Origin of the sequence: Sphingomonas sp. CFBP 8760, from assembly GCF_014841615.1 — a bacterium.
Taxonomy (GTDB): domain Bacteria; phylum Pseudomonadota; class Alphaproteobacteria; order Sphingomonadales; family Sphingomonadaceae; genus Sphingomonas.
In genome coordinates, this window is sequence record NZ_JACYUG010000026.1 from 1 (window position 1) to 17,893 (window position 17,893).

The window sequence follows — 17,893 nt, forward strand, 5'->3', positions numbered from 1 at the left end:
CAGAGTGCGCCAACTACTTCGCCGCTGCCGGATACGATGCGTACTGAACGGAATTTGCTCTAGTGGATTGATTTCAACGTTTGGTGCCCACGCCTGACTGCGGCGCTGACTTCATCGGGATTGGCGCGCCAGACGAAGGGTCTGGGCTGCTGGTTATGCTCCTTGATGAAGCGGTTGATGGCGGCCTGGAGATCGACGACGGAGTGGAAGACCCCGTTCTTCAGGCGGCGACGGATCAGCTTGGCGAAGAAACCCTCGACCGCGTTCAGCCACGAACATGACGTCGGCACGAAGTGAAACGTCCAGCGCGGATGGCGGTCCAGCCAGGCGCGCACCCTGGGCTGTTTGTATGTCGCGTAGTTATCCAGAATGACGTGGACGGCCTTGTCCTGCGGCAGCTCGGCTTCGACGGCGTTGAGGAAGCGGATGAACTCCTGATGGCGGTGACGCTGCATGTTGCGCCCGATCACCGAGCCATCGAGGACGTTCAGGGCGGCGAACAGCGTCGTGGTGCCGTTACGCTTGTAGTCGTGGGTCATGGTCGCGCTCCGGCCGCGCTTGAGCGGTAGCCCGGGTTGCGTGCGGTCGAGCGCCTGGATCTGGCTCTTCTCGTCCACTGACAGCACGATCGCATGGGCAGGCGGTGAGACGTACAGGCCGACCACATCGTGCAGCTTCTCGGCGAACGCCCGGTCGTTGGACAGCTTGAAACTGCGCCAGCGGTGCGGGGCCAGGCCATGGTCGTGCCAGATATTCACCACCGAGGAGGCCGCGATACCAACCGCCTTTGCCATGGCGCGCACCGTCCAGTGCGTCGCCTCGTGCCCAGGCGGCTCCAGCGTCAACGCCACGACCCTGTCGACCAGCGTGGGCTTGAGCGGCGCGATCCCCGGCGGTCGCGTCTTGTCGCGCAGCAGGCCATCGACGCCCTCGGCCATGAACCGCTCTTGCCAGCGCCACACGCAGGTCTTCGACTTGCCCGTCGCCGCCATGATCGCGACCGTGCCCAGACCATCCTCGCTCAGCAGGACGATCCGCGCCCGCCACACATGCTTCTGCGGTGAACCACGCGCCACCACCAGCGCCTCGAGCCGCTCTCTGTCCGATGCCGTGACGGCAATGCTGATCCCGCTATGCATCCCCCGACCATCGCACCCGAAGACGATACCAGGAAGCCTATACGGATGCTTCCGTCCCGATCATTCCACTAGAAACGCGAAAGCCGGGCTCCTTGGAGGAACCTGGCTCATTCGCGAACAGATCGTCTACACATCCAAAGCCCCGGAAGGGTTCTGACCGCTCGATGGCGGTGGTAGCGAAGGAGGGACTTGAACCCCCGACCCCAGGATTATGATTCCCGTGCTCTAACCAGCTGAGCTACTTCGCCCCGAGAGGTATTATCACTCGCGAGCGGCGCCTATAGGAAGGGTCGCGGACCCGGTCAAGCGAACATGTGCCGTGACAGCGATTCCCATGGCCCACCACGATACCACCACGTCGCCAGTCCGGTAAGTTCGACGGGACGTGGCCGGAAATCCCTCGCCAGCCGGTCGAGCAGCAGTTTGGCGACGTTCGGCGTCACTTTGTTCTGGATCGTCACGTGCGGGCGCCAACCGCCGGCATCCTGCGGCGTCAGGAGACCCGCGAACGCCGCGACCAGATCGGCACGAATAGCGGTCAGGCCCGGCGAGTCGATCCGATAGGCGACGCCGCGGCCCAGCGACATCAGGCTGGCCACGCGAGCGTCCGGTGCGGGGACGCCACGCGTCGCCTGCACCAGCCGATGCTTCAGTTCGTCCGCCGCCGATGGCGGCAGATGATGGAACAGCGTGCAATGCGCCGACAGGACATTGCGTTCGGGCGGGAAGAACGCCGACCGTTGCGCATCGAACCAGCCTTGGTCGTTCCGGCCGAACAAGGCGGTGACGATGATGGGGGCCGGAGTCGGCGTGGATACCGCGTCGGTCAAATCTCCACCTGGCTGCCCAGTTCGACCACCCGGTTGGACGGCAGGCGAAAGAATTCCATGGCGCTTTCGGCATTGCGCAGCATCCATGCGAACAGCTTTTCGCGCCACAGCGCCATCCCCGGCCTGTCCGACGCGATCAGCGTCTGGCGCGACAGGAAGAAGCTGGTGTCCATCATCCTCACCTCGCTGCCGGGGCCGTAGGCGGCCTTGAGCGCAGCGGGGACATTCGGCTCCTCCATGAAACCGAAACGCAGGACGACCCGATGGAACCCATGGCCCAGTTCCTCGTGCTTCACCCGCTCCGTCTGCGGCCAATAGGGTTGATCGGCGATCGCCACGGTCAGCAGGATGATGCGGTCGTGTAACACCTTGTTGTGCTTGAGGTTGTGGAGCAGCGCATGGGGTACACCCTCTGCGGTGGACGTCATGAATACGGCGGTGCCAGGCACCCGGCTGGCCGAGGTGGCGGCAGAGGTGATGAAGACCTTGATCGGCATCGCCGCCTCACGCAGGCGGTCGATCATCAGCTTGCGGCCCGTGGACCAGGTCGTCAGCGCGGTGAAGACGACCGCGCCGACCAGCAGCGGGAACCAGCCGCCATCGGGCACCTTGGTCAGGTTCGACGAGAAATAGGCGCCGTCGATCATCAGGAACAGGCCGACGAACAGCCCCGACGCCCAGACCGGCCATTGCCACACCCGCCGGATCAGCACCCCGACCATGAACGTACTGATGAACATCGTACCCGTCACCGCGATCCCGTATGCCGCGGCAAGGTTGGATGATTCACGAAAGCCGAAGATCAGCAGCAAAACCATGATCATCAGCGCCCAGTTTACCACCGGGATATAGATCTGACCTGCCTCCGCCGCACTGGTATGTTCGATCCGCAGACGCGGCATCAACCCCAGTTGCACCGCCTGCTGGACGACCGAGAATGCCCCGGTGATCACCGCCTGGCTGGCGATGACGGTCGCCATCGTCGACAGGATGACCAGTGGCAGGCGCCAGTCCTCCGACGCCATCAGGAAGAACGGATTGGCCGCCGCCTCGGGCTGGTCGAGCAGCAGCGCCCCCTGCCCCAGATAGTTGATCATCAGCGCCGGGAAGACGAGATAAAGCCACGCGACCTCGATCGGACGACGGCCGAAATGGCCCATGTCCGCATAGAGCGCCTCCGCCCCCGTCACTGCCAGCACGACCGATCCGAGCGCGAGGAAAGCGAGCATCCCGTCCGTCATCACGAAGCGGACCGCCCAGCGCGGGTCGATCGCCTGCAACACATCGGGCCGGCCCATGATGTTGATGACGCCTAGCACCGTCAGCACGGTGAAATAGACCAGCATGATCGGGCCGAACAGCTTGCCGACGCTGCCCGTCCCGCGCGACTGGATGTAGAACAGCCCGATCAGGATCGCGACCGCAATCGGAATGACGAACGAATCGAATCCCTGCTCGACCGTCGCCAGCCCCTCCACCGCCGACAGCACCGACACGGCGGGCGTGATCATGCAGTCGCCGAAGAACAACGCGGTGGCCAGCACGCCAAGGATGACGAGGCTGGGCCCCCAGCGCCCGCCGCCGGTGCGCCGCTGGATCAGCGCGAGCAACGCCAGACTGCCGCCCTCGCCGTTGTTGTCCGCCCGCAGGATGACCAGGACATATTTCAACGTCACGATCAGCAGCAGCGACCAGAAGATCAGGCTGACGACGCCGAAGATGTGGAGCTGGTCGACCGTCAGCGGGTGATGGCCGACGAACACCTCCTTCATCGCATAGAGCGGACTGGTGCCGATATCGCCATAGACGACACCGATCGCACCAAGCGCAAGCCGGGCAAGCCCCTGCTTGGGATGATGTTGATAGCCGTCCGCCACCGTTCCGGCGACCGCGGCTGTCTTGCTGGTGGAGGTGCTCACCGGGGGATCGATCGATCCGCGATGGCTGCTGCCGCGTCCATGATGAACAACGTACTTTCGAGCACTGACATGAGGCAGCGCGAGTAGCATGCGCCCCGCCGGGCTGCAACGATGACATGCAGTGCGGGACAGGCGGCGTCTCCGCGCGTTATAGGAGCCGAATAAGAACACCAAGAGAGGTCATCATGAAGGTCGGCGTTCCCAAGGAAATCAAGAATCACGAATACCGGGTCGGCCTGACCCCGCCATCGGTCGCCGAACTGGTGGCCGCCGGGCACGAGGTCGCGGTGGAAACCGGCGCCGGTGCCGGCATCGACTTCGATGACGAGGCTTACCGCGCGGCAGGCGCGACGATCCTGCCGGACGCACCGGCGGTGTTCGCCGCATCCGAGATGATCGTGAAGGTCAAGGAACCGCAGGCGGGCGAGATCGCGCTGCTGGAACCGCGCCACCTGCTGTTCACCTATCTCCACCTCGCGGCGGATAGACCACAGGCGGAAGGACTGATGGCGTCGGGCGCGACGTGCATCGCGTACGAGACGGTGACGGCTCCCGGCGGCGGCCTGCCGCTGTTGAAGCCGATGAGCGAAGTCGCAGGGCGGATGTCGGTACAGGTCGGCGCGCATTACCTGGAAAAGGAACAGGGCGGCCGTGGCGTATTGCTGGGCGGCGTGCCGGGCGTGGCGCCGGCCAAGGTCGCGATCCTGGGCGGTGGCGTCTCCGGTATCAACGCCGCGCAGATGGCGGTCGGGATGCGCGCCGACGTGACCATCTATGACCTGAACATGAGTCGGCTTGCCGAACTGGACATGTTCTTTTCCAGCCAGATCAAGACTGCCTATGCCAGCAAGGCGGCGATCGCCGCAGCGGTGAAGAACGCGCATCTGGTGATCGGTGCCGTCCTGGTCCCGGGGGCCGCCGCCCCCAAGCTGGTGACGCGCGAGATGCTAAAGACGATGAAGCGGGGCAGCGTGCTGGTCGATATCGCGATCGATCAGGGCGGCTGCTTCGAAACCAGCCATGCGACCACGCATGAGGACCCGGTGTTCGAGGTGGATGGCGTGATCCACTATTGCGTCGCCAACATGCCCGGCGCCGTCGCGCGGACCTCCGCCTTCGCGCTCAACAATGCGACGTTGCCGTTTGCGCTCAAGCTAGCGGGTCAGGGTGCGGAAGCGGCGATGAAGGGCGATCCGCATCTGGCCGCGGGGCTCAACGTCTCGGCCGGCAAGATTCGCCACCGCGCGGTCGCCGAGGCGCTCGATCTGCCGTTCGAGCCCGCCTGACCGGAACACAATGGGAACGGAAGTGTTGGTGGGAGGAAAGGATTTTCCCATGACCGACACTTCCAATCCCAAGTCCGAGCCCTTCTCCAACGCCGAGAAGGATCCGGACGACTGGACCACCGGCGACGAACCGATGACCGGGGCACAAGCCAGCTACCTCAAGACGTTGAGTGAGGAAGCTCATGAAGAGTTCGATGATTCGCTCAGCAAGGCGGATGCATCGAAGAAGATCGACGCTCTTCAGGCCAAGACCGGACGCGGCGCTTCCTGATCGTTAGCCGAATCAGGGCTGCTCGATCGCATCGATCAGGCGATCGAGCAGCCTCACGCGCTTTTCGATTTCTTCGCGATAAGGTGCATCGGGCGTCGTCAACCGTAGCGCATTGCGCCATGATCGCTTTGCCGAAACCGGATCGCCTGCCCGTAATTGCGCGATGCCGAAAAAGAACCACGGTCCCGGATGACGTGGTTCGAGACGGTGGGCACGATCGAAGGCGAGGACCGCCGCAGGGGACAAACGACCGCCATCGTGCCGCGCCAGCGCATCGCCCAGTGCCGTCCACAACTGCACACTGTCAGGCGTACCACGAATACCACCCAGCAGGCTGTCGACCTCATATCGTGGCGACCCCATTCGTGACAGCGCATCGGCGGCGGTCAGATAGGCACTTTCGGCGCCGAACCGCCCGAACATCTGCGCCCGCAGATCGGCCAGCGCAGGATCGACGATCTGTGTCTCGGGCTTGCCGGTCGCAGGCAGACCGACCAGCATCGGCCGCCCCTGCAAGGCATACCCCGTCGCCCCCAGCATCAAGGCGGCTCCCACCATCGACCACAGCGAACGCGGCACCCGCAGCACCGCCAGCGCGACGAAAGCGGCGACTCCAAGCAGGATGAGCATCAGCCAGCCCATCAGCGTCGCCGCCGGAAGCTGCTGCGGGCGATCCAGACGCCGAGCGCGAGCAGGATGACGGGAGCAGCCCATAACGGCCATGTCATCGCGTCGAGGGGCGGATCGTAGGTGATATAGTTGCCGTAACGGCCGATCAGCCAGTCCTTGATCGCTTCCGGCGTCTCGCCGGCACGAATGCGCTGGCGGACCAGCGCGCGCATGTCGCCCGCCATCGTCGCATCGCTATCGGCGATCGACTGGCCCTGGCAGACCACGCAACGTAGCGTTTCCATCAATGCCTTGGCCGATGCCTCCTGCGCGGGGTTTGCCAGTTGCGTGTCGGCAAGGGCGGCGGGCACGACCGTCTGTCCGGCAGCCGTGGTCGCCAGCAGTAACAGGGGGATCGCCAGCCCCTTCATCGCAGTGCCCTGACCTCGGCGATGATCGCATCGACCTGATCGGCACGGATATCGCCCACATATTGGCGCACGACCCGACCATCGCCGTCGATCAGAAAGGTCTCGGGCACGCCCGACGAGCCGAGCGACAATTGTACCGCGCTGGCCTGGTCGTCTCCGATCCTGGCATAGGGATCACCCAGCCGGCGCAGGAACGACTGCACCGCCGGCGCGGTATCGCGAATCGCGATCGCATCGATCGGGATGCCGGCGGCGTGGAGCCGCATCAGCTGGGGCGCCTCCGCGATGCAGGGCACGCACCAGCTGGCGAAGATGTTGACCAGTCGCGGCCCTTGCCCGTGCATCGTCGCGCTCGTCAGGCCTGGCTTGCCGGGCACCAGTGGCGGCAGCACGAAATCGGGCAGCGGCTGACCGATCAGTGCCGACCGTACCGTCGGATCAGCCGGACGCCAGAGGCCCCCCGCGACGACCGCCAGTAGCGCAAGGAATGCGACCAATGGCAACCAGAGGAGGTGGCGGCTCACGTCCATGCCTCCACCGCCGGACGATGGCGCGGGCGGAGGCGACCGATCAGCGACAGCGCGCCGCCCAGTGCCACCAGCACCCCACCCAGCCAGATCAACGTTACGAACGGCTTCCACCAAAGGCGCAACTGCCACCGCCCCTGCCCGTCCGCCGCCCCCAGCACCGTATAGAGTTGTCCGTCCATCAACGTCGCGATGGCCGATTCGCTGGTCGTCGTCGGCGGGTCGGTGAAGGTGCGCGATTGGGGGAACAGTTCGCGTTTCGTACCGTCGCGTTCCACCGTCAGCCGCGCCTGCACCGCCGACCAGTTGTCCGCGACCCGTGGTGACAGCCCATCCAGCGTCACGCGGAATGGCCCCACCCGCGTCGCCTCACCGGGGCGCAGCGCGATCAGTCGCTCGGTCGTGAAGGCCGCATCGCATGCCATTCCCGCCATCGACACTGCGATGCCGAGATGCGCGACGACCATGCCCCAAGTAAACAGCGGCGTACGGCGCAGGTTGCGCCCCCATAACGGAGCGACACTGGCGACCGCGAGACCCGCGGCGAGGCTAAGGCCCAGCAGCGGCAGCACCCCTATCGGCATGGCAAACACGATCAGTGCGGCAAAGGCGAAGGCGGCGGTGGCGATCGGCCAGGTCGCGCGGACGATCACGGCCTGCACATTGTCCCGCCGCCAGCGCAGCAGCGGCCCCGCCGCCATCACCACCACCAGCGCCAGCGCGACCGGGCCTGCCGCCTTGTTGAAGAAGGGCGGCCCGACCGAAAGCTGCACGCCGAACCCGGCCGCGACCAACGGATAGAGCGTGCCGATCAGCACGATACCGAGGATCACCGACAGCAGCAGATTGTTGGCGACCAGCCCGCCCTCGCGGCTGACGGGATCGAACATCGTACCCTGCCGCACCGTCCCCACCCGCGCCGCGAACAGCGTCAGCGCCCCGCCGATATAGAGCGCGAGCAGGACAAGGATGAAGGCGCCCCGGCGAGGATCGACGGCAAAGGCATGGACACTCGTCAGGATACCCGATCGCACGAGGAAGGTGCCGAGCATCGACATCGAGAAGGCGACGACCGCCAGCATCACCGTCCAGGCGCGCAGGCCATCGCGCGTCGCCAACACCGTCACCGAATGCAGCAGCGCGGTCGCCGCCAGCCACGGCATCAGCGAAGCATTCTCGACCGGGTCCCAGAACCACCAGCCGCCCCAGCCCAGCTCGTAATAAGCCCAGTAGCTGCCCGCGGTGATCCCCAGCGTCAGGAATATCCACGCCGCCAGCACCCAGGGACGCATCGCCCGCGCGAAATCGCGCCCGACATCGCGGGTGACGAGCGCACCCACCGCGAACGAAAAGGCCACCGACAATCCGACATAGCCCGCATAGAGCGTTGGCGGATGAAAGGCCAAGCCGGGGTCCTGCAGCAGCGGGTTCAGGCCCGCCCCGTCCAGCGGCGCGGGATCGAGCCGGGCGAACGGGTTGGAAGCGAACAGCAGGAAGGCATAGAAACCCAGCGCGATCAGCGCCTGTGCGCCCAGGGTCGCGACCAGCGTCGGTTCCGCCAGCCGTCGTTCGAACAGTGCGACGGCACCGCCCGCCATTCCCAGGATCGTTACCCAGAGCAGCATCGACCCCTCGTGGTTGCCCCACGCACCTGCGACCTTGTACAACCAGGGCTTGGCGGAATGGCTGTTCGCGGCGACCAGCGCGACGCTCATATCCGATCGCCAGAAAACCGCGATCAGCATGGCCATCGCGGCGATCGCCAGCGCGCCCTGCACGATCGCGACCGGGCGTACCGCCACCAGCGCATCGTCGCCGCCACGCAGCGCCACGGCCGCCATCAGCAGCTGAAGCATGGCCAGCGCTGCGGCCAGCCATAGCGCGGCAAGACCCGCCTCAGCGAGCAAGCGTCTTCGTTTCGTGCATCTTGCCCGCCAGTTCGGGGGGCATGTATTTCTCGTCATGCTTGGCGAGCAGGTTGGACGCGACGAAACTGCCGTCGCGTCGAAACTCTCCTTCCGCCACTACGCCCGATCGCTCGCGGAACAGGTCGGGGACGATTCCAGCGAAGGTGACGGGCGTCGTCGCACGGCCATCGGTGACGATGAAGCGGACGGTCACCCCATCCACGGCGCGCCGCACCGATCCGGCTTCGACCATGCCCCCCAGCCGTACCGCGCGGCCGAGCGGCAGACCCTGTGTCGCCACGTCGGACGGCGCATAGAAGAATGCCGCCTGATCCCGCAACGCGGACAGCGCCAACAGCGCCGCCACGCCCACCGCCCCCAGGGCGAGCAGCACCAATACCAGCCGCTGGCGCTTCGCCGTCATCGCTCTGCCCGCTTCATCGCGAGATAGCTGACGATCGCCAGCACGGCGGTACCGCCCAGCATCACCGCATAGGCGACGGCGACGAAAGGCCATGGATTCATATCCGTGCCATCCGGCGCATCCGCGCCTCCGCCTTGGCCACCGCCAGCAGGCCGCGCATCCGCATCAGCACGATCGCGCCGAACAGGAAACTGAACCCCGCCACCATGATCGGTAGCGGCCAGAGGATCGCGCCGTCGATCGTCGATCTGGTCAGCCCGATGCTGGGTCCCTGATGCAGCGTATTCCACCAGATCACCGAATAACGGATGACCGGCAACAACACCGTGCCCGCCAGCCCGAACAGCGCCGGAATCCGCCCATCCCCGCCGCGATCCGCATCCGCACGGGCCAAGGCCATATAGGCGCAATAGACGAAGAACAGCAGCAGCATCGAGGTCAGCCGTCCGTCCCACTGCCACCACGTTCCCCAGGTCGGCCGCCCCCAGATCGATCCGGTGACGAGGCACAGCGCGGCGAACACCGCCCCGGGCAGCGCGATCGCGCGGGCCGCGACGGCCGCAAGCGGATGCCGCCAGACCAGCAACGCGATCGACGATAGCGCGATCCCGCTCCACCCGCCCATGCCCAGCCAGGCGGCGGGGACGTGGATATAGAGAATTCGCACCGTTTCGCCCTGCAGATAGTCGGGCGGCGTCTGCGTCAGGCCGGCCCAGCAGCCGATCGCAATCAGCAGCACGCCCGTCCAGAACAGCACCGGCGTCAGCGGCCGGGCGATCTTCAGGAAGCGCGCAGGATTGGCAAGGGCGTGGAGGTTGGGCAACGAGACATTCAACAAAAGAGACGGCGTTTACTATTATGGTGAAACCATCGCCGGGTCACGCCCCACTTTCGTCGAAAACCGGGAATGTCAGCGCCCGATCAGCCCCTTGGCGATCTGGTCGGCGACATCGGCAGCGGGCAGGCCGTTGCGGTCACTCTCGTCCCATACCTGATTCAGGCGGGCGGGGATCTTGGCGATCCGTGCCATCACCTCCGCCTCGTCGCCATGGCCGAGATATTCCAGGCCGACGTTGATGATACCACCGGCGTTGATGACGTAATCGGGCGCATAGAGGATACCGCGCTCATGCACGCGCAGCCCATCGGCGCGGGTAGCCAACTGGTTGTTGGCCCCGCCCGCGATGACCTTCGCGCGCAGTTCGGCGATCGACTGCTCGGTCAGGATCGCCCCCAGCGCGTTGGGGCTGAACAGATCGACGTCCTGGATCAGGATCGCCTCGGCCGGAACGGCAGTCGCACCCAGTTCGGCGGCGAGCGATTCGGCCCGCATCTCGTTGACATCGGCCAGCGTCAGCACTGCGCCGTCCTTCGCCAGCAGCCGAGCCAGACCGCCGCCAACGGAACCGAGACCCTGCACGGCGACGCGCACGCCCTTCATATCGGTGGCACCCAGTCCGCGCGCGGCGGCGGCCTTCACCCCCAGATAGACACCGTGGGCGGTATAGGGGCCGGGATCACCCCCCGCCGCGCCGCTGGCGACAGGCAGGCCGGAGACGTAGCGGGTCTGGCCCGCGATCACCTTCATCCGGTCTTCGGACATGCCGACATCCTCGGCCGTGACGTACCGGCCACCGAGCGATTCGACGACGCGACCGAATGCCTCGAGCTGTTCGGTGGTGATGGTATCGCCGGGGTTGGCCGCCAGCACGACGCCCTTGCCGCCACCCAGGTCGAGCCCGGCCATCGCGTTCTTGAAGCTCATGCCGCGCGACAGGCGGAGCGCATCGGTGATGGCGCGGTCGCTGTCGGCATAGTGCCAGAAGCGGACACCGCCAGCGGCAGGCCCCAGCTTCGTGGAGTGGATCGCAATGACCGCCCTCAGCCCCGACACCGGATCGGTGAACAGGTGGACGCCCTCATGGTCGTCGAAATCGGGAAAGCCCCAATCGGTGGTCATCGCGCATGTCCGGGAAGAAGGTGGGGCGACCGACGGGACTTGAACCCGCAACTTCCGGCATCACAAGCCGACGCTCTAACCAATTGAACTACGGTCGCCACGAAGAAACGCGCCCCTAGCGGTAGCGACCCATCGACGTCAAGCGGTCAGAAGCGTCCATCGACCGAAAGAACATATCCGTCACCACCGCGAACGAAGCCCGACGCTTCCAGTCGGGTCGCGACGGCAGGGTCCGTCGGACGGATGGACAGGTCGGCACGGTAACGGCCGTCCCCTCCGATCCGCAACGCGATCGCTTCGGTTCCTGCCGCGCTTGCCAGCGGCACCACCAGCGCACCCGCATCGCAGCGTGCTTCGCCGGATACAGATGCGGGCACGCCGATCCCCGCGACTTCGCCGGCCAGCGCGGCCCGCACGCGCCCCTCCGCCGCTACACAGCGGTCATCCTCGAATCGCACCGTCACCCCGTCGAGATCGAGCGCGGTGACCGGCAATGGCTGAAATGCGCGACCGGTGGCGATCCGGGCGGTCATTCCATCGACGCCGTAACCATGGCGGCTGACGAACGCGGTGCCCGTCATCGGCGGCGCGCCGGCGCCACCGGGACCCGCCATCGCCACCGCCGCGCGCCCCGCCAGAAGCGGCAACGGCGACAAACGCGCCGACACGTCGCCAAGCGCGAGATCGCCGAATCGCGCCTCGCGCAGGGTGGAACCCCAGATCGTACCGGTGACGGAGCGGGCCAACAGCCCCGCTTCCCCCGCGCCCGCCCAGCCGAATACCAGCCGCATCGGCAGGAATACCACGAGGGCGATCAGCAGCATCGCACCGAACAACGCCGCCGGACCGGTGGCGAGCCGCACCCGCCTCATGCTGCGCGCCGCCGCAGCATGATCCGGCCCGCGACGGTCCGGTCGCCATTGTCGGTCAGTGTCGCACCCTCGACGACGATCCCGGCCCGCTCCAGCCGGGCCAGCCACGCCGTCAGCGCCGCCCCGCGGGCGGACTGGATCGATACGCTGACGCCGTCATTGCCGGCGGGATCAAGGCTGGCGAGCGGGAAACCCGCCTGCTCCGCCCGCGCCCGCACGGCATCCGCCAGCGATCCGGTCAGCAACGGCACGCGTGCCGCCCGTGCGTCGCGCAATGCCTCCACCCGCGCCGCCGTCTCGCCGTACCGCACGACCGCCGCGGCGTGGCGTTGGCGCGCACCGGCCATGGCATCGCCCAACGGTCGCAGGATAAGGCCCCAGACGATCGTGACGATCGCCAGTCCCGCCATCACCAGCAGTAACCGCTTCTCACGCGGGGATCGTCCCCCGAACCAGTTTCGCAGGGCCATCATCGCACGCTCACCGTCAATTCGCCGCTGACACGCCCGCCAGCGGACTGGAACACGCTGGCACGAACGGTAAAGCCTGCCGCTTCCAGCGCGCGCTTCAGGTCGGTCGCCAGCGCCTCTCGCTCGGTCGAAACGGTCAGCCGCAGGTCACCATTGGCGGCGAAGTCGATCGCGGTCACCTCGGTCCCCGGCACGCTGCGCACGGCAGCGAAGGCAGCGGCGACCGTGGTCGAGAAGCCCAGTCCCGGTCCGATCACCCGGCCGCTGCGTTCACCCAGCTGACGATCGGCGTCGGTCACCGTTTCACCACGAGGCAGGCCGGTGGCGGCGAGGGCATCGGCGCGTGCTTCGAGCGCGTCCGCCGCAAAACTGTATTTCGCCACCCGCACCAGCGAGATCGCGAACGTCACGCCCAGAATGGCGGCACCCAGCACCGCGAGCCGCCGGATCAACCGCCAGTCGATCGCGAAGCGCCGGCGCCGGGCGAATGGCCCCTGTCGCAGATCGAGAGCCGGTGACGCCGCCGCCGCCGCCAGTGCCGCATCCAGCGGTTCACGCTCGATCGGGGTCAGCGGTTCACCCCGCGTGACCAGCTCGGTCAACGGCGCCTCGTCGGCGAACCCGCTGGTCCGTCCCCGCACCAGCGCCTGTCCCGCGACGGTGGCCTGGACGAACCCCTCTTCGGGTCGGGGCAGCAACAGCGGCGCGGGTAGCAGCGCGACGGGATCGACCCCCGCCCGCGCCAACATGTCCATCCAGTCGCGCATCGCCGCCGCGCCGACCACCGCGATCGCCCGGTCGGTGCCGTCGCCACGCCCTTCCGCCTCACCGACCGCGACGTGAAGTTCGCCCGGCGGGGCTGCGCTGGCCTCCGCCGCCAGGATACGCGCGGCGGCGGCAGCCTGGGCGGTGGAGCGGGCGGGCAGATCGGCCCAGTGCAGCGTCACGGCATCGCCGGGTACGACCGCAACCACCGGCTCGTCACCGGCGGGAATCCCCTCACCACGCGCCAGCAATCCTGCGTCACCGAAGCGCATCCAGCGAAAACCGGCATCACCGGCGGGAAGGAACAACAAGGTGGTCACGTGTCCTCCCCCCATTGCCGTGCCACGAGCCGTACGGGAAGAGTGGTTGCGTCGATCAATGCACGTTCTTCCAGTTGAGCGCCGGGAATATCCACGTCGATCGCCAGGGCAAACCAGCTGGTGCTGCTGCTCGTCTGGCTGATGGCATCGGCCGGTTGCGCCACGCCCTGCCACAATTGGGCAGGATTGCCCCATCCCTGAGGCGGCCGGCGCAGCAGCAGTTGCCGGGCGCCATCGACCGACAGGGTGTCGGGGGCCATCATCGCCAGCAGCGGCGCCTGTTCGGGCAGCAGCGTATTGACGTTGATCGTCGAGGGTCGGGGGATCGGCAATGTGCAGACCCAGGGCCGGATCTGCGCATAGATATCGGGTGTCATCCCCGCGATGGCGCGCAGTTCGCTGGGATCGGCCATCAGCGTGCCGGAGGTACGGTACCCGACCTGCTGCCCGGTATAGGCACCGTCCTCCGCCCCGTTGCCCTGCTGGTCGCTATCGCTGTCGATCCAGTCGGACGCGCCGGCGGCGACCTGTTCGGCCACCTGCGGCGGGATACCGGTCAGTTGCATCAGCCGGACGAATTGGACGCGCTGCGTCGGGTAGCTGGCATAGACACCGGGCGCTACCTGCGTGACCAGCCCGTTGAGGTTGAAGCAGTTGCCGCCATCGCTGACGCGCGCGGTGGCGATCCCGCCGCCAGGCAGGGGCAGGCCGAACGGCCGCCCGCTCCACCCGCCGGCCAGCGTCACGCGCTGGCGGCTGGCCGACAGCAGTCCGCCGATCTTTACCGCCGCCATCGCCTCCGCCGCCACCGCATAGGCACGCGCCTGCTCGGTGGCGGCGGCGTTACCGGCCAGGCGCGTCGACAGGCGCAGCTTCTCCAGCCCCGTCCCCGCCATCACCGCGATCACCGCGACCAGCATCAGGACGGTGAGCAACGCCGCGCCGCGTTCGCGATCAGCGTGCATTGGCGGTCGGCGTCGGACTGGGGGTGGCGGTACCGCTCGGCGATGGATCGGGCAGCCGGGTGGCGCCATAGCCTGTTCCAACCAAAAACATCGTGCGCCAGCTGACACCGTTCGCGCGGTCGATCGTCATCTCCACCGCCTGTGGCAACGGCACGCCCCCCGCCCCGTCCCACCGGTCGCTCCATGCGCCGGCATAACGATAACGCAGGCGAAGCGCCTGCACGCCGCCCAGCATCGGCACCGGTGGCAGCGGCGCGGCCCCGTCGATCTGGGGATAGCCGCTGCGGACCAATGCGTTGTCGACGATCTGCCAGCCGACCTTCTGCTCGGTCGCGCGCGGGGCGGCATCGATATTGGTCCAGCCGCCACGCACCAGCATCAGCGTGCCTGCCTCACCGATAAACGCGGGGCGCAGCGTACCGCCCTCGTCACGGGCGGCGCGCGGCATCGCCTGGGCAAGATCGGCCGACAGTGCCGATATCGTCCGGGCCAGCGCCGATCCGTCGTCGAGCCGCGCCGCGGTGGCAGCCTGCGCCCGGATGCTGAACGACAGGATCGCGACGCCCGCCGCGGCGATCATGCCGAAGATCATCAGCGCGACCATCACCTCCACCAGCGTGAAGCCATGTTCGCCGGGACGCCCTGAGGGTATCACGTCGTGCCCGACCGAACGTCGCCGGGTCACGAGGCCACCCCGACGATCGTGGCGGCACTGGGCGGCCGAACCATCATCACCCGACCGACGATCTGACCACGGCGGTTGGCGACCGCCACATCGATCCGCACCACCGTCGCCTCGCCGGTGGAGGATATCTGCCGGGTCCATTGCCAGGTGCGGCCACCGTTCACCTCGCTGCCGTTACTGCGGCCGGGCGCCGGCGGCTGGGCCTCGGTCAGGGCATCGAGCGCCACGTTGCGGGCGACCATCTGGGCGGCGGTCGTCTCGTCGATCAGGCCGGCTCCACGCACCGTCGCACTTTCCAGCCGGACGAGCGCCAGCACCGCGAGACTGAATACCGCCAGCGCGACCATGATCTCGATTAGGGTGAAGCCCCTCTCCGCGCTATTGCGCATCGGCACGCACCTCGCCGTCGGCGCCGATCCGGACCAGCGCGTCCGCGCCGCGCCGCGACAGACGGATATCGACATTGCGATCGGCCACGCCGGTCGGGTCGAACGTCACCCGTGTCCGCCCGCCGGCATCGGGCAGGGCCGCACGTGTCTGGTCCGACCAGCGCTCCACGCGCAGAGGCTTGTCCGCGACCGGCGTCCATGCCCCGCCGATCCGCCGATCGAACCCATAGCCGCCACCCGTCACCCACAGGCTGACCGGCCGCGCCTCGACGATCGCGATGTCGCGCGCGGCACGGACGCGAGCGGCGAAGCGCAGCCCCTCGTCCAGCACCCGCCCACGCGGATCGGGCATCGCAAAGGCCACCACAGCGGAAGCCAGCCCGATGATCGTGATGACGACCATCAGCTCGACCAGCGTGAAGCCAGCCGTCGCTAAGGGATGCCGGCTATTGCCAGCTGCCGATATCGGCATTGATCCCCTCGCCGCCTTCCTTGCCGTCGGCGCCGTAAGTCCAGACATCGGCTTCACCATGCTGGCCGGGCGAGGCATAAAGATATGGTCGGCCCCACGGGTCGTCGGGTAGCCGCTTCAGGTAACCGCCCTGCTGATAACGCGACGGATCGGCGAGCCCCGACGGTGCGGTGACCAGCGCCTGCAACCCCTGCGTCGTGGTCGGGAAGTTGACGTTCTGCAGCTTGAACAACTCCAGTCCGCCCTCGATCTGCGCGATATCCGCCTTTGCCTTCTGGATGCGGGCGGTGTCGCCCGAGGGCAAGACGTTGAGCGCGACGATCGTCGCCAGCAGGCCGATGATGACGATGACGACCATCAGTTCCACCAGCGTGAAGCCGTTGCGGATTGGCCGTTTCTTGTGATGGGTACGCATGAATTTCCTCTTCAACCTCCGGCCAGCGTGTTCAGCTGAAGGATGGGCAACAGGATGGATAGCACGATCGTCGCGACGATGCCGCCCATCACCACGATAATTGCAGGTTCCAGCAACGACAGCGCGGTCGCGGTGAACCGGTCGAACTCGCGTTCCAGGTAATCGGCGGCGCGTTCCAGCATCTCGTCCAGTCGCCCCGCCGCTTCGCCCGAAGCGGCCAGATAGGTGAGCAGCGGTGGAAACACCCCGGCGCGGCGCATCGCGGCGGACAGGCTGCCACCGCCTCGGATCGCATCGACGATATCGTCGGAGGCGACACGCAACCGCCGGTTGTGAATCGTCCCCGCGGTCAGCGTCAGCCCGTCGAGCAATGGCAGGCGGCTCGCCACCATCGTCCCCAGCGTACGCGCCATCCGTGCCGCATGAAGATCGCGCAGCAACCGCCCGACCAGCGGCAGTTTCAGCAACCGGGTGTCGAACGACAGCCGGATCGACGGCTCCTTGAGCAACCGCCACGCCGCGACCGCCGCGAGCACGATCGCGAGCAGCATCACCCACCACCAGCCGACGAGGAAGTCGGACAACGCAATCACCATCCGCGTCAACAGCGGCAGCTCCTGCCCAACCGTATCGAACTGCTCCACCACCTGCGGCACGACGAACATCATCAGCGCGGTGACGACGCCAAGCGCCACCACCGCGAGGATGGCGGGATAGGCGAGCGCGGTGATGAGCTTGCCGCGAATCTCCGCCTGCCGTTCCAGCAGCGCGGCCAGACGGTCGAGAATCGTCGGCAACGTCCCCGAGCTTTCCCCCGCCGCGACCATCGCGCGGTAAAGCGCCGGAAAGCTCTTCGGCTCACGCGCCATCGAATCGGCGAGGCGCCGACCCTCGACCACTCCGGCATGGACCAGCGCGACGATGCCGCGGACGCTTTCCTGTTCGGTCTGCTTGGTGATCGTGCGGAGCGATTCCTCCAGCGGCGACACGCGGTTGAGCGTCGCAAGCTGGCGGGTGAACAGCGTCAGCTGCTTCACGTTCATCTTCGCACGACCGATTTGCAGACCGAATAGCGGCCGTCCACGCGCTACCGGCGGCGACCCCGGTTCGATCCGAACGACGTACAGCTTCTGCCGGTCCAGCGCGGTACGCGCCGCATCGATATCCATCGCCGCGACGTGGCCACGCTTTTCCGCGCCGCGTGTATCGATCGCAATGTAATCGAAATCGGCCATGG

At 67.0% G+C, this 17,893-nt stretch carries 21 protein-coding genes and 2 tRNA genes; 2 read left to right on the forward strand and 21 right to left on the reverse strand.

Annotation, left to right across the window (positions count from 1 at the left end):
* Window positions 1–59: 59 nt before the first annotated feature.
* The 4 genes from IFT82_RS18745 to IFT82_RS18760 form a co-directional block, all read right to left on the reverse strand.
* Complete coding sequence (locus IFT82_RS18745; RefSeq protein ID WP_192129657.1) at window positions 60–1,139, reverse strand: IS630 family transposase; 1,080 nt, start codon at window positions 1,137–1,139, stop codon at window positions 60–62.
* A 171-nt stretch (window positions 1,140–1,310) separates the two neighbouring features.
* Window positions 1,311–1,387, reverse strand: a tRNA-Met gene (locus IFT82_RS18750).
* A 54-nt stretch (window positions 1,388–1,441) separates the two neighbouring features.
* On the reverse strand, window positions 1,442–1,969 hold the full coding sequence (locus IFT82_RS18755; protein ID WP_244646982.1) for a 2'-5' RNA ligase family protein: 528 nt from the start codon (window positions 1,967–1,969) through the stop codon (window positions 1,442–1,444).
* Complete coding sequence (locus IFT82_RS18760; RefSeq protein ID WP_192129659.1) at window positions 1,966–3,978, reverse strand: potassium transporter Kup; 2,013 nt, start codon at window positions 3,976–3,978, stop codon at window positions 1,966–1,968. The genes IFT82_RS18755 and IFT82_RS18760 overlap by 4 nt, the downstream gene beginning before the upstream one ends.
* 95 nt (window positions 3,979–4,073) lie before the next feature.
* Here IFT82_RS18760 and ald point away from each other — a divergent pair, with 95 nt between their 5' ends.
* Window positions 4,074–5,174 carry an alanine dehydrogenase gene (ald, locus tag IFT82_RS18765; protein ID WP_192129660.1) on the forward strand — a complete coding sequence of 367 codons (1,101 nt, stop codon included), beginning with the start codon at window positions 4,074–4,076 and terminating at the stop codon, window positions 5,172–5,174.
* A gap of 49 nt (window positions 5,175–5,223) precedes the next feature.
* Window positions 5,224–5,445: a DUF3072 domain-containing protein gene (locus IFT82_RS18770; protein WP_192129661.1), complete on the forward strand. Its 222-nt coding sequence runs from the start codon at window positions 5,224–5,226 to the stop codon at window positions 5,443–5,445.
* A 12-nt stretch (window positions 5,446–5,457) separates the two neighbouring features.
* On the opposite strand, the gene IFT82_RS18775 is transcribed toward IFT82_RS18770, so the two are convergent.
* From IFT82_RS18775 to gspF, 17 genes are all read right to left on the reverse strand, one after another.
* Entirely contained in the window at window positions 5,458–6,087 is a 630-nt protein-coding gene (locus IFT82_RS18775) for a tetratricopeptide repeat protein (RefSeq protein WP_192129662.1), read from the reverse strand.
* A complete protein-coding gene (locus tag IFT82_RS18780; RefSeq protein WP_192129663.1) occupies window positions 6,087–6,485 on the reverse strand; it encodes a cytochrome c-type biogenesis protein in 399 nt (132 codons plus the stop codon). Before IFT82_RS18780 ends, IFT82_RS18775 begins: the two co-directional genes overlap by 1 nt.
* Window positions 6,482–7,009: a redoxin family protein gene (locus IFT82_RS18785; protein WP_192129664.1), complete on the reverse strand. Its 528-nt coding sequence runs from the start codon at window positions 7,007–7,009 to the stop codon at window positions 6,482–6,484. Before IFT82_RS18785 ends, IFT82_RS18780 begins: the two co-directional genes overlap by 4 nt.
* On the reverse strand, window positions 7,006–8,919 hold the full coding sequence (locus IFT82_RS18790; protein ID WP_192129665.1) for a heme lyase CcmF/NrfE family subunit: 1,914 nt from the start codon (window positions 8,917–8,919) through the stop codon (window positions 7,006–7,008). Before IFT82_RS18790 ends, IFT82_RS18785 begins: the two co-directional genes overlap by 4 nt.
* Entirely contained in the window at window positions 8,909–9,343 is a 435-nt protein-coding gene (ccmE, locus tag IFT82_RS18795; protein WP_192129666.1) for a cytochrome c maturation protein CcmE, read from the reverse strand. Before ccmE ends, IFT82_RS18790 begins: the two co-directional genes overlap by 11 nt.
* A gap of 97 nt (window positions 9,344–9,440) precedes the next feature.
* Window positions 9,441–10,166: a heme ABC transporter permease CcmC gene (gene ccmC / locus IFT82_RS18800; RefSeq protein WP_192129667.1), complete on the reverse strand. Its 726-nt coding sequence runs from the start codon at window positions 10,164–10,166 to the stop codon at window positions 9,441–9,443.
* 87 nt (window positions 10,167–10,253) lie between these two features.
* Window positions 10,254–11,303 carry a Glu/Leu/Phe/Val family dehydrogenase gene (locus IFT82_RS18805; RefSeq protein WP_192129668.1) on the reverse strand — a complete coding sequence of 350 codons (1,050 nt, stop codon included), beginning with the start codon at window positions 11,301–11,303 and terminating at the stop codon, window positions 10,254–10,256.
* A 21-nt stretch (window positions 11,304–11,324) separates the two neighbouring features.
* Window positions 11,325–11,401 (reverse strand) — tRNA-His (locus IFT82_RS18810).
* 48 nt (window positions 11,402–11,449) lie between these two features.
* On the reverse strand, window positions 11,450–12,175 hold the full coding sequence (gene gspN, locus IFT82_RS18815) for a type II secretion system protein N (RefSeq protein ID WP_192129669.1): 726 nt from the start codon (window positions 12,173–12,175) through the stop codon (window positions 11,450–11,452).
* Entirely contained in the window at window positions 12,172–12,648 is a 477-nt protein-coding gene (gene gspM, locus IFT82_RS18820) for a type II secretion system protein GspM (protein WP_192129670.1), read from the reverse strand. Before gspM ends, gspN begins: the two co-directional genes overlap by 4 nt.
* The gene (gene gspL / locus IFT82_RS18825) at window positions 12,645–13,730 is read right to left on the reverse strand and encodes a type II secretion system protein GspL (protein ID WP_342355161.1); all 1,086 of its coding nucleotides are present in this window, start codon (window positions 13,728–13,730) and stop codon (window positions 12,645–12,647) included. Before gspL ends, gspM begins: the two co-directional genes overlap by 4 nt.
* Window positions 13,727–14,695: a type II secretion system minor pseudopilin GspK gene (gspK, locus tag IFT82_RS18830; protein ID WP_192129672.1), complete on the reverse strand. Its 969-nt coding sequence runs from the start codon at window positions 14,693–14,695 to the stop codon at window positions 13,727–13,729. Before gspK ends, gspL begins: the two co-directional genes overlap by 4 nt.
* Window positions 14,685–15,380 carry a type II secretion system minor pseudopilin GspJ gene (gspJ, locus tag IFT82_RS18835; protein ID WP_342355162.1) on the reverse strand — a complete coding sequence of 232 codons (696 nt, stop codon included), beginning with the start codon at window positions 15,378–15,380 and terminating at the stop codon, window positions 14,685–14,687. The genes gspK and gspJ overlap by 11 nt, the downstream gene beginning before the upstream one ends.
* Window positions 15,377–15,769, reverse strand: coding sequence for a type II secretion system minor pseudopilin GspI (gspI, locus tag IFT82_RS18840; protein WP_192129673.1), 393 nt, complete (start codon window positions 15,767–15,769; stop codon window positions 15,377–15,379). Before gspI ends, gspJ begins: the two co-directional genes overlap by 4 nt.
* Complete coding sequence (locus tag IFT82_RS18845) at window positions 15,759–16,241, reverse strand: GspH/FimT family pseudopilin (RefSeq protein WP_192129674.1); 483 nt, start codon at window positions 16,239–16,241, stop codon at window positions 15,759–15,761. The genes gspI and IFT82_RS18845 overlap by 11 nt, the downstream gene beginning before the upstream one ends.
* Window positions 16,216–16,656: a type II secretion system major pseudopilin GspG gene (gene gspG / locus IFT82_RS18850; RefSeq protein WP_192129675.1), complete on the reverse strand. Its 441-nt coding sequence runs from the start codon at window positions 16,654–16,656 to the stop codon at window positions 16,216–16,218. Before gspG ends, IFT82_RS18845 begins: the two co-directional genes overlap by 26 nt.
* 11 nt (window positions 16,657–16,667) lie before the next feature.
* Window positions 16,668–17,891 carry a type II secretion system inner membrane protein GspF gene (gspF, locus tag IFT82_RS18855; protein WP_192129676.1) on the reverse strand — a complete coding sequence of 408 codons (1,224 nt, stop codon included), beginning with the start codon at window positions 17,889–17,891 and terminating at the stop codon, window positions 16,668–16,670.
* Between the last annotated feature and the right edge of the window lie 2 nt (window positions 17,892–17,893).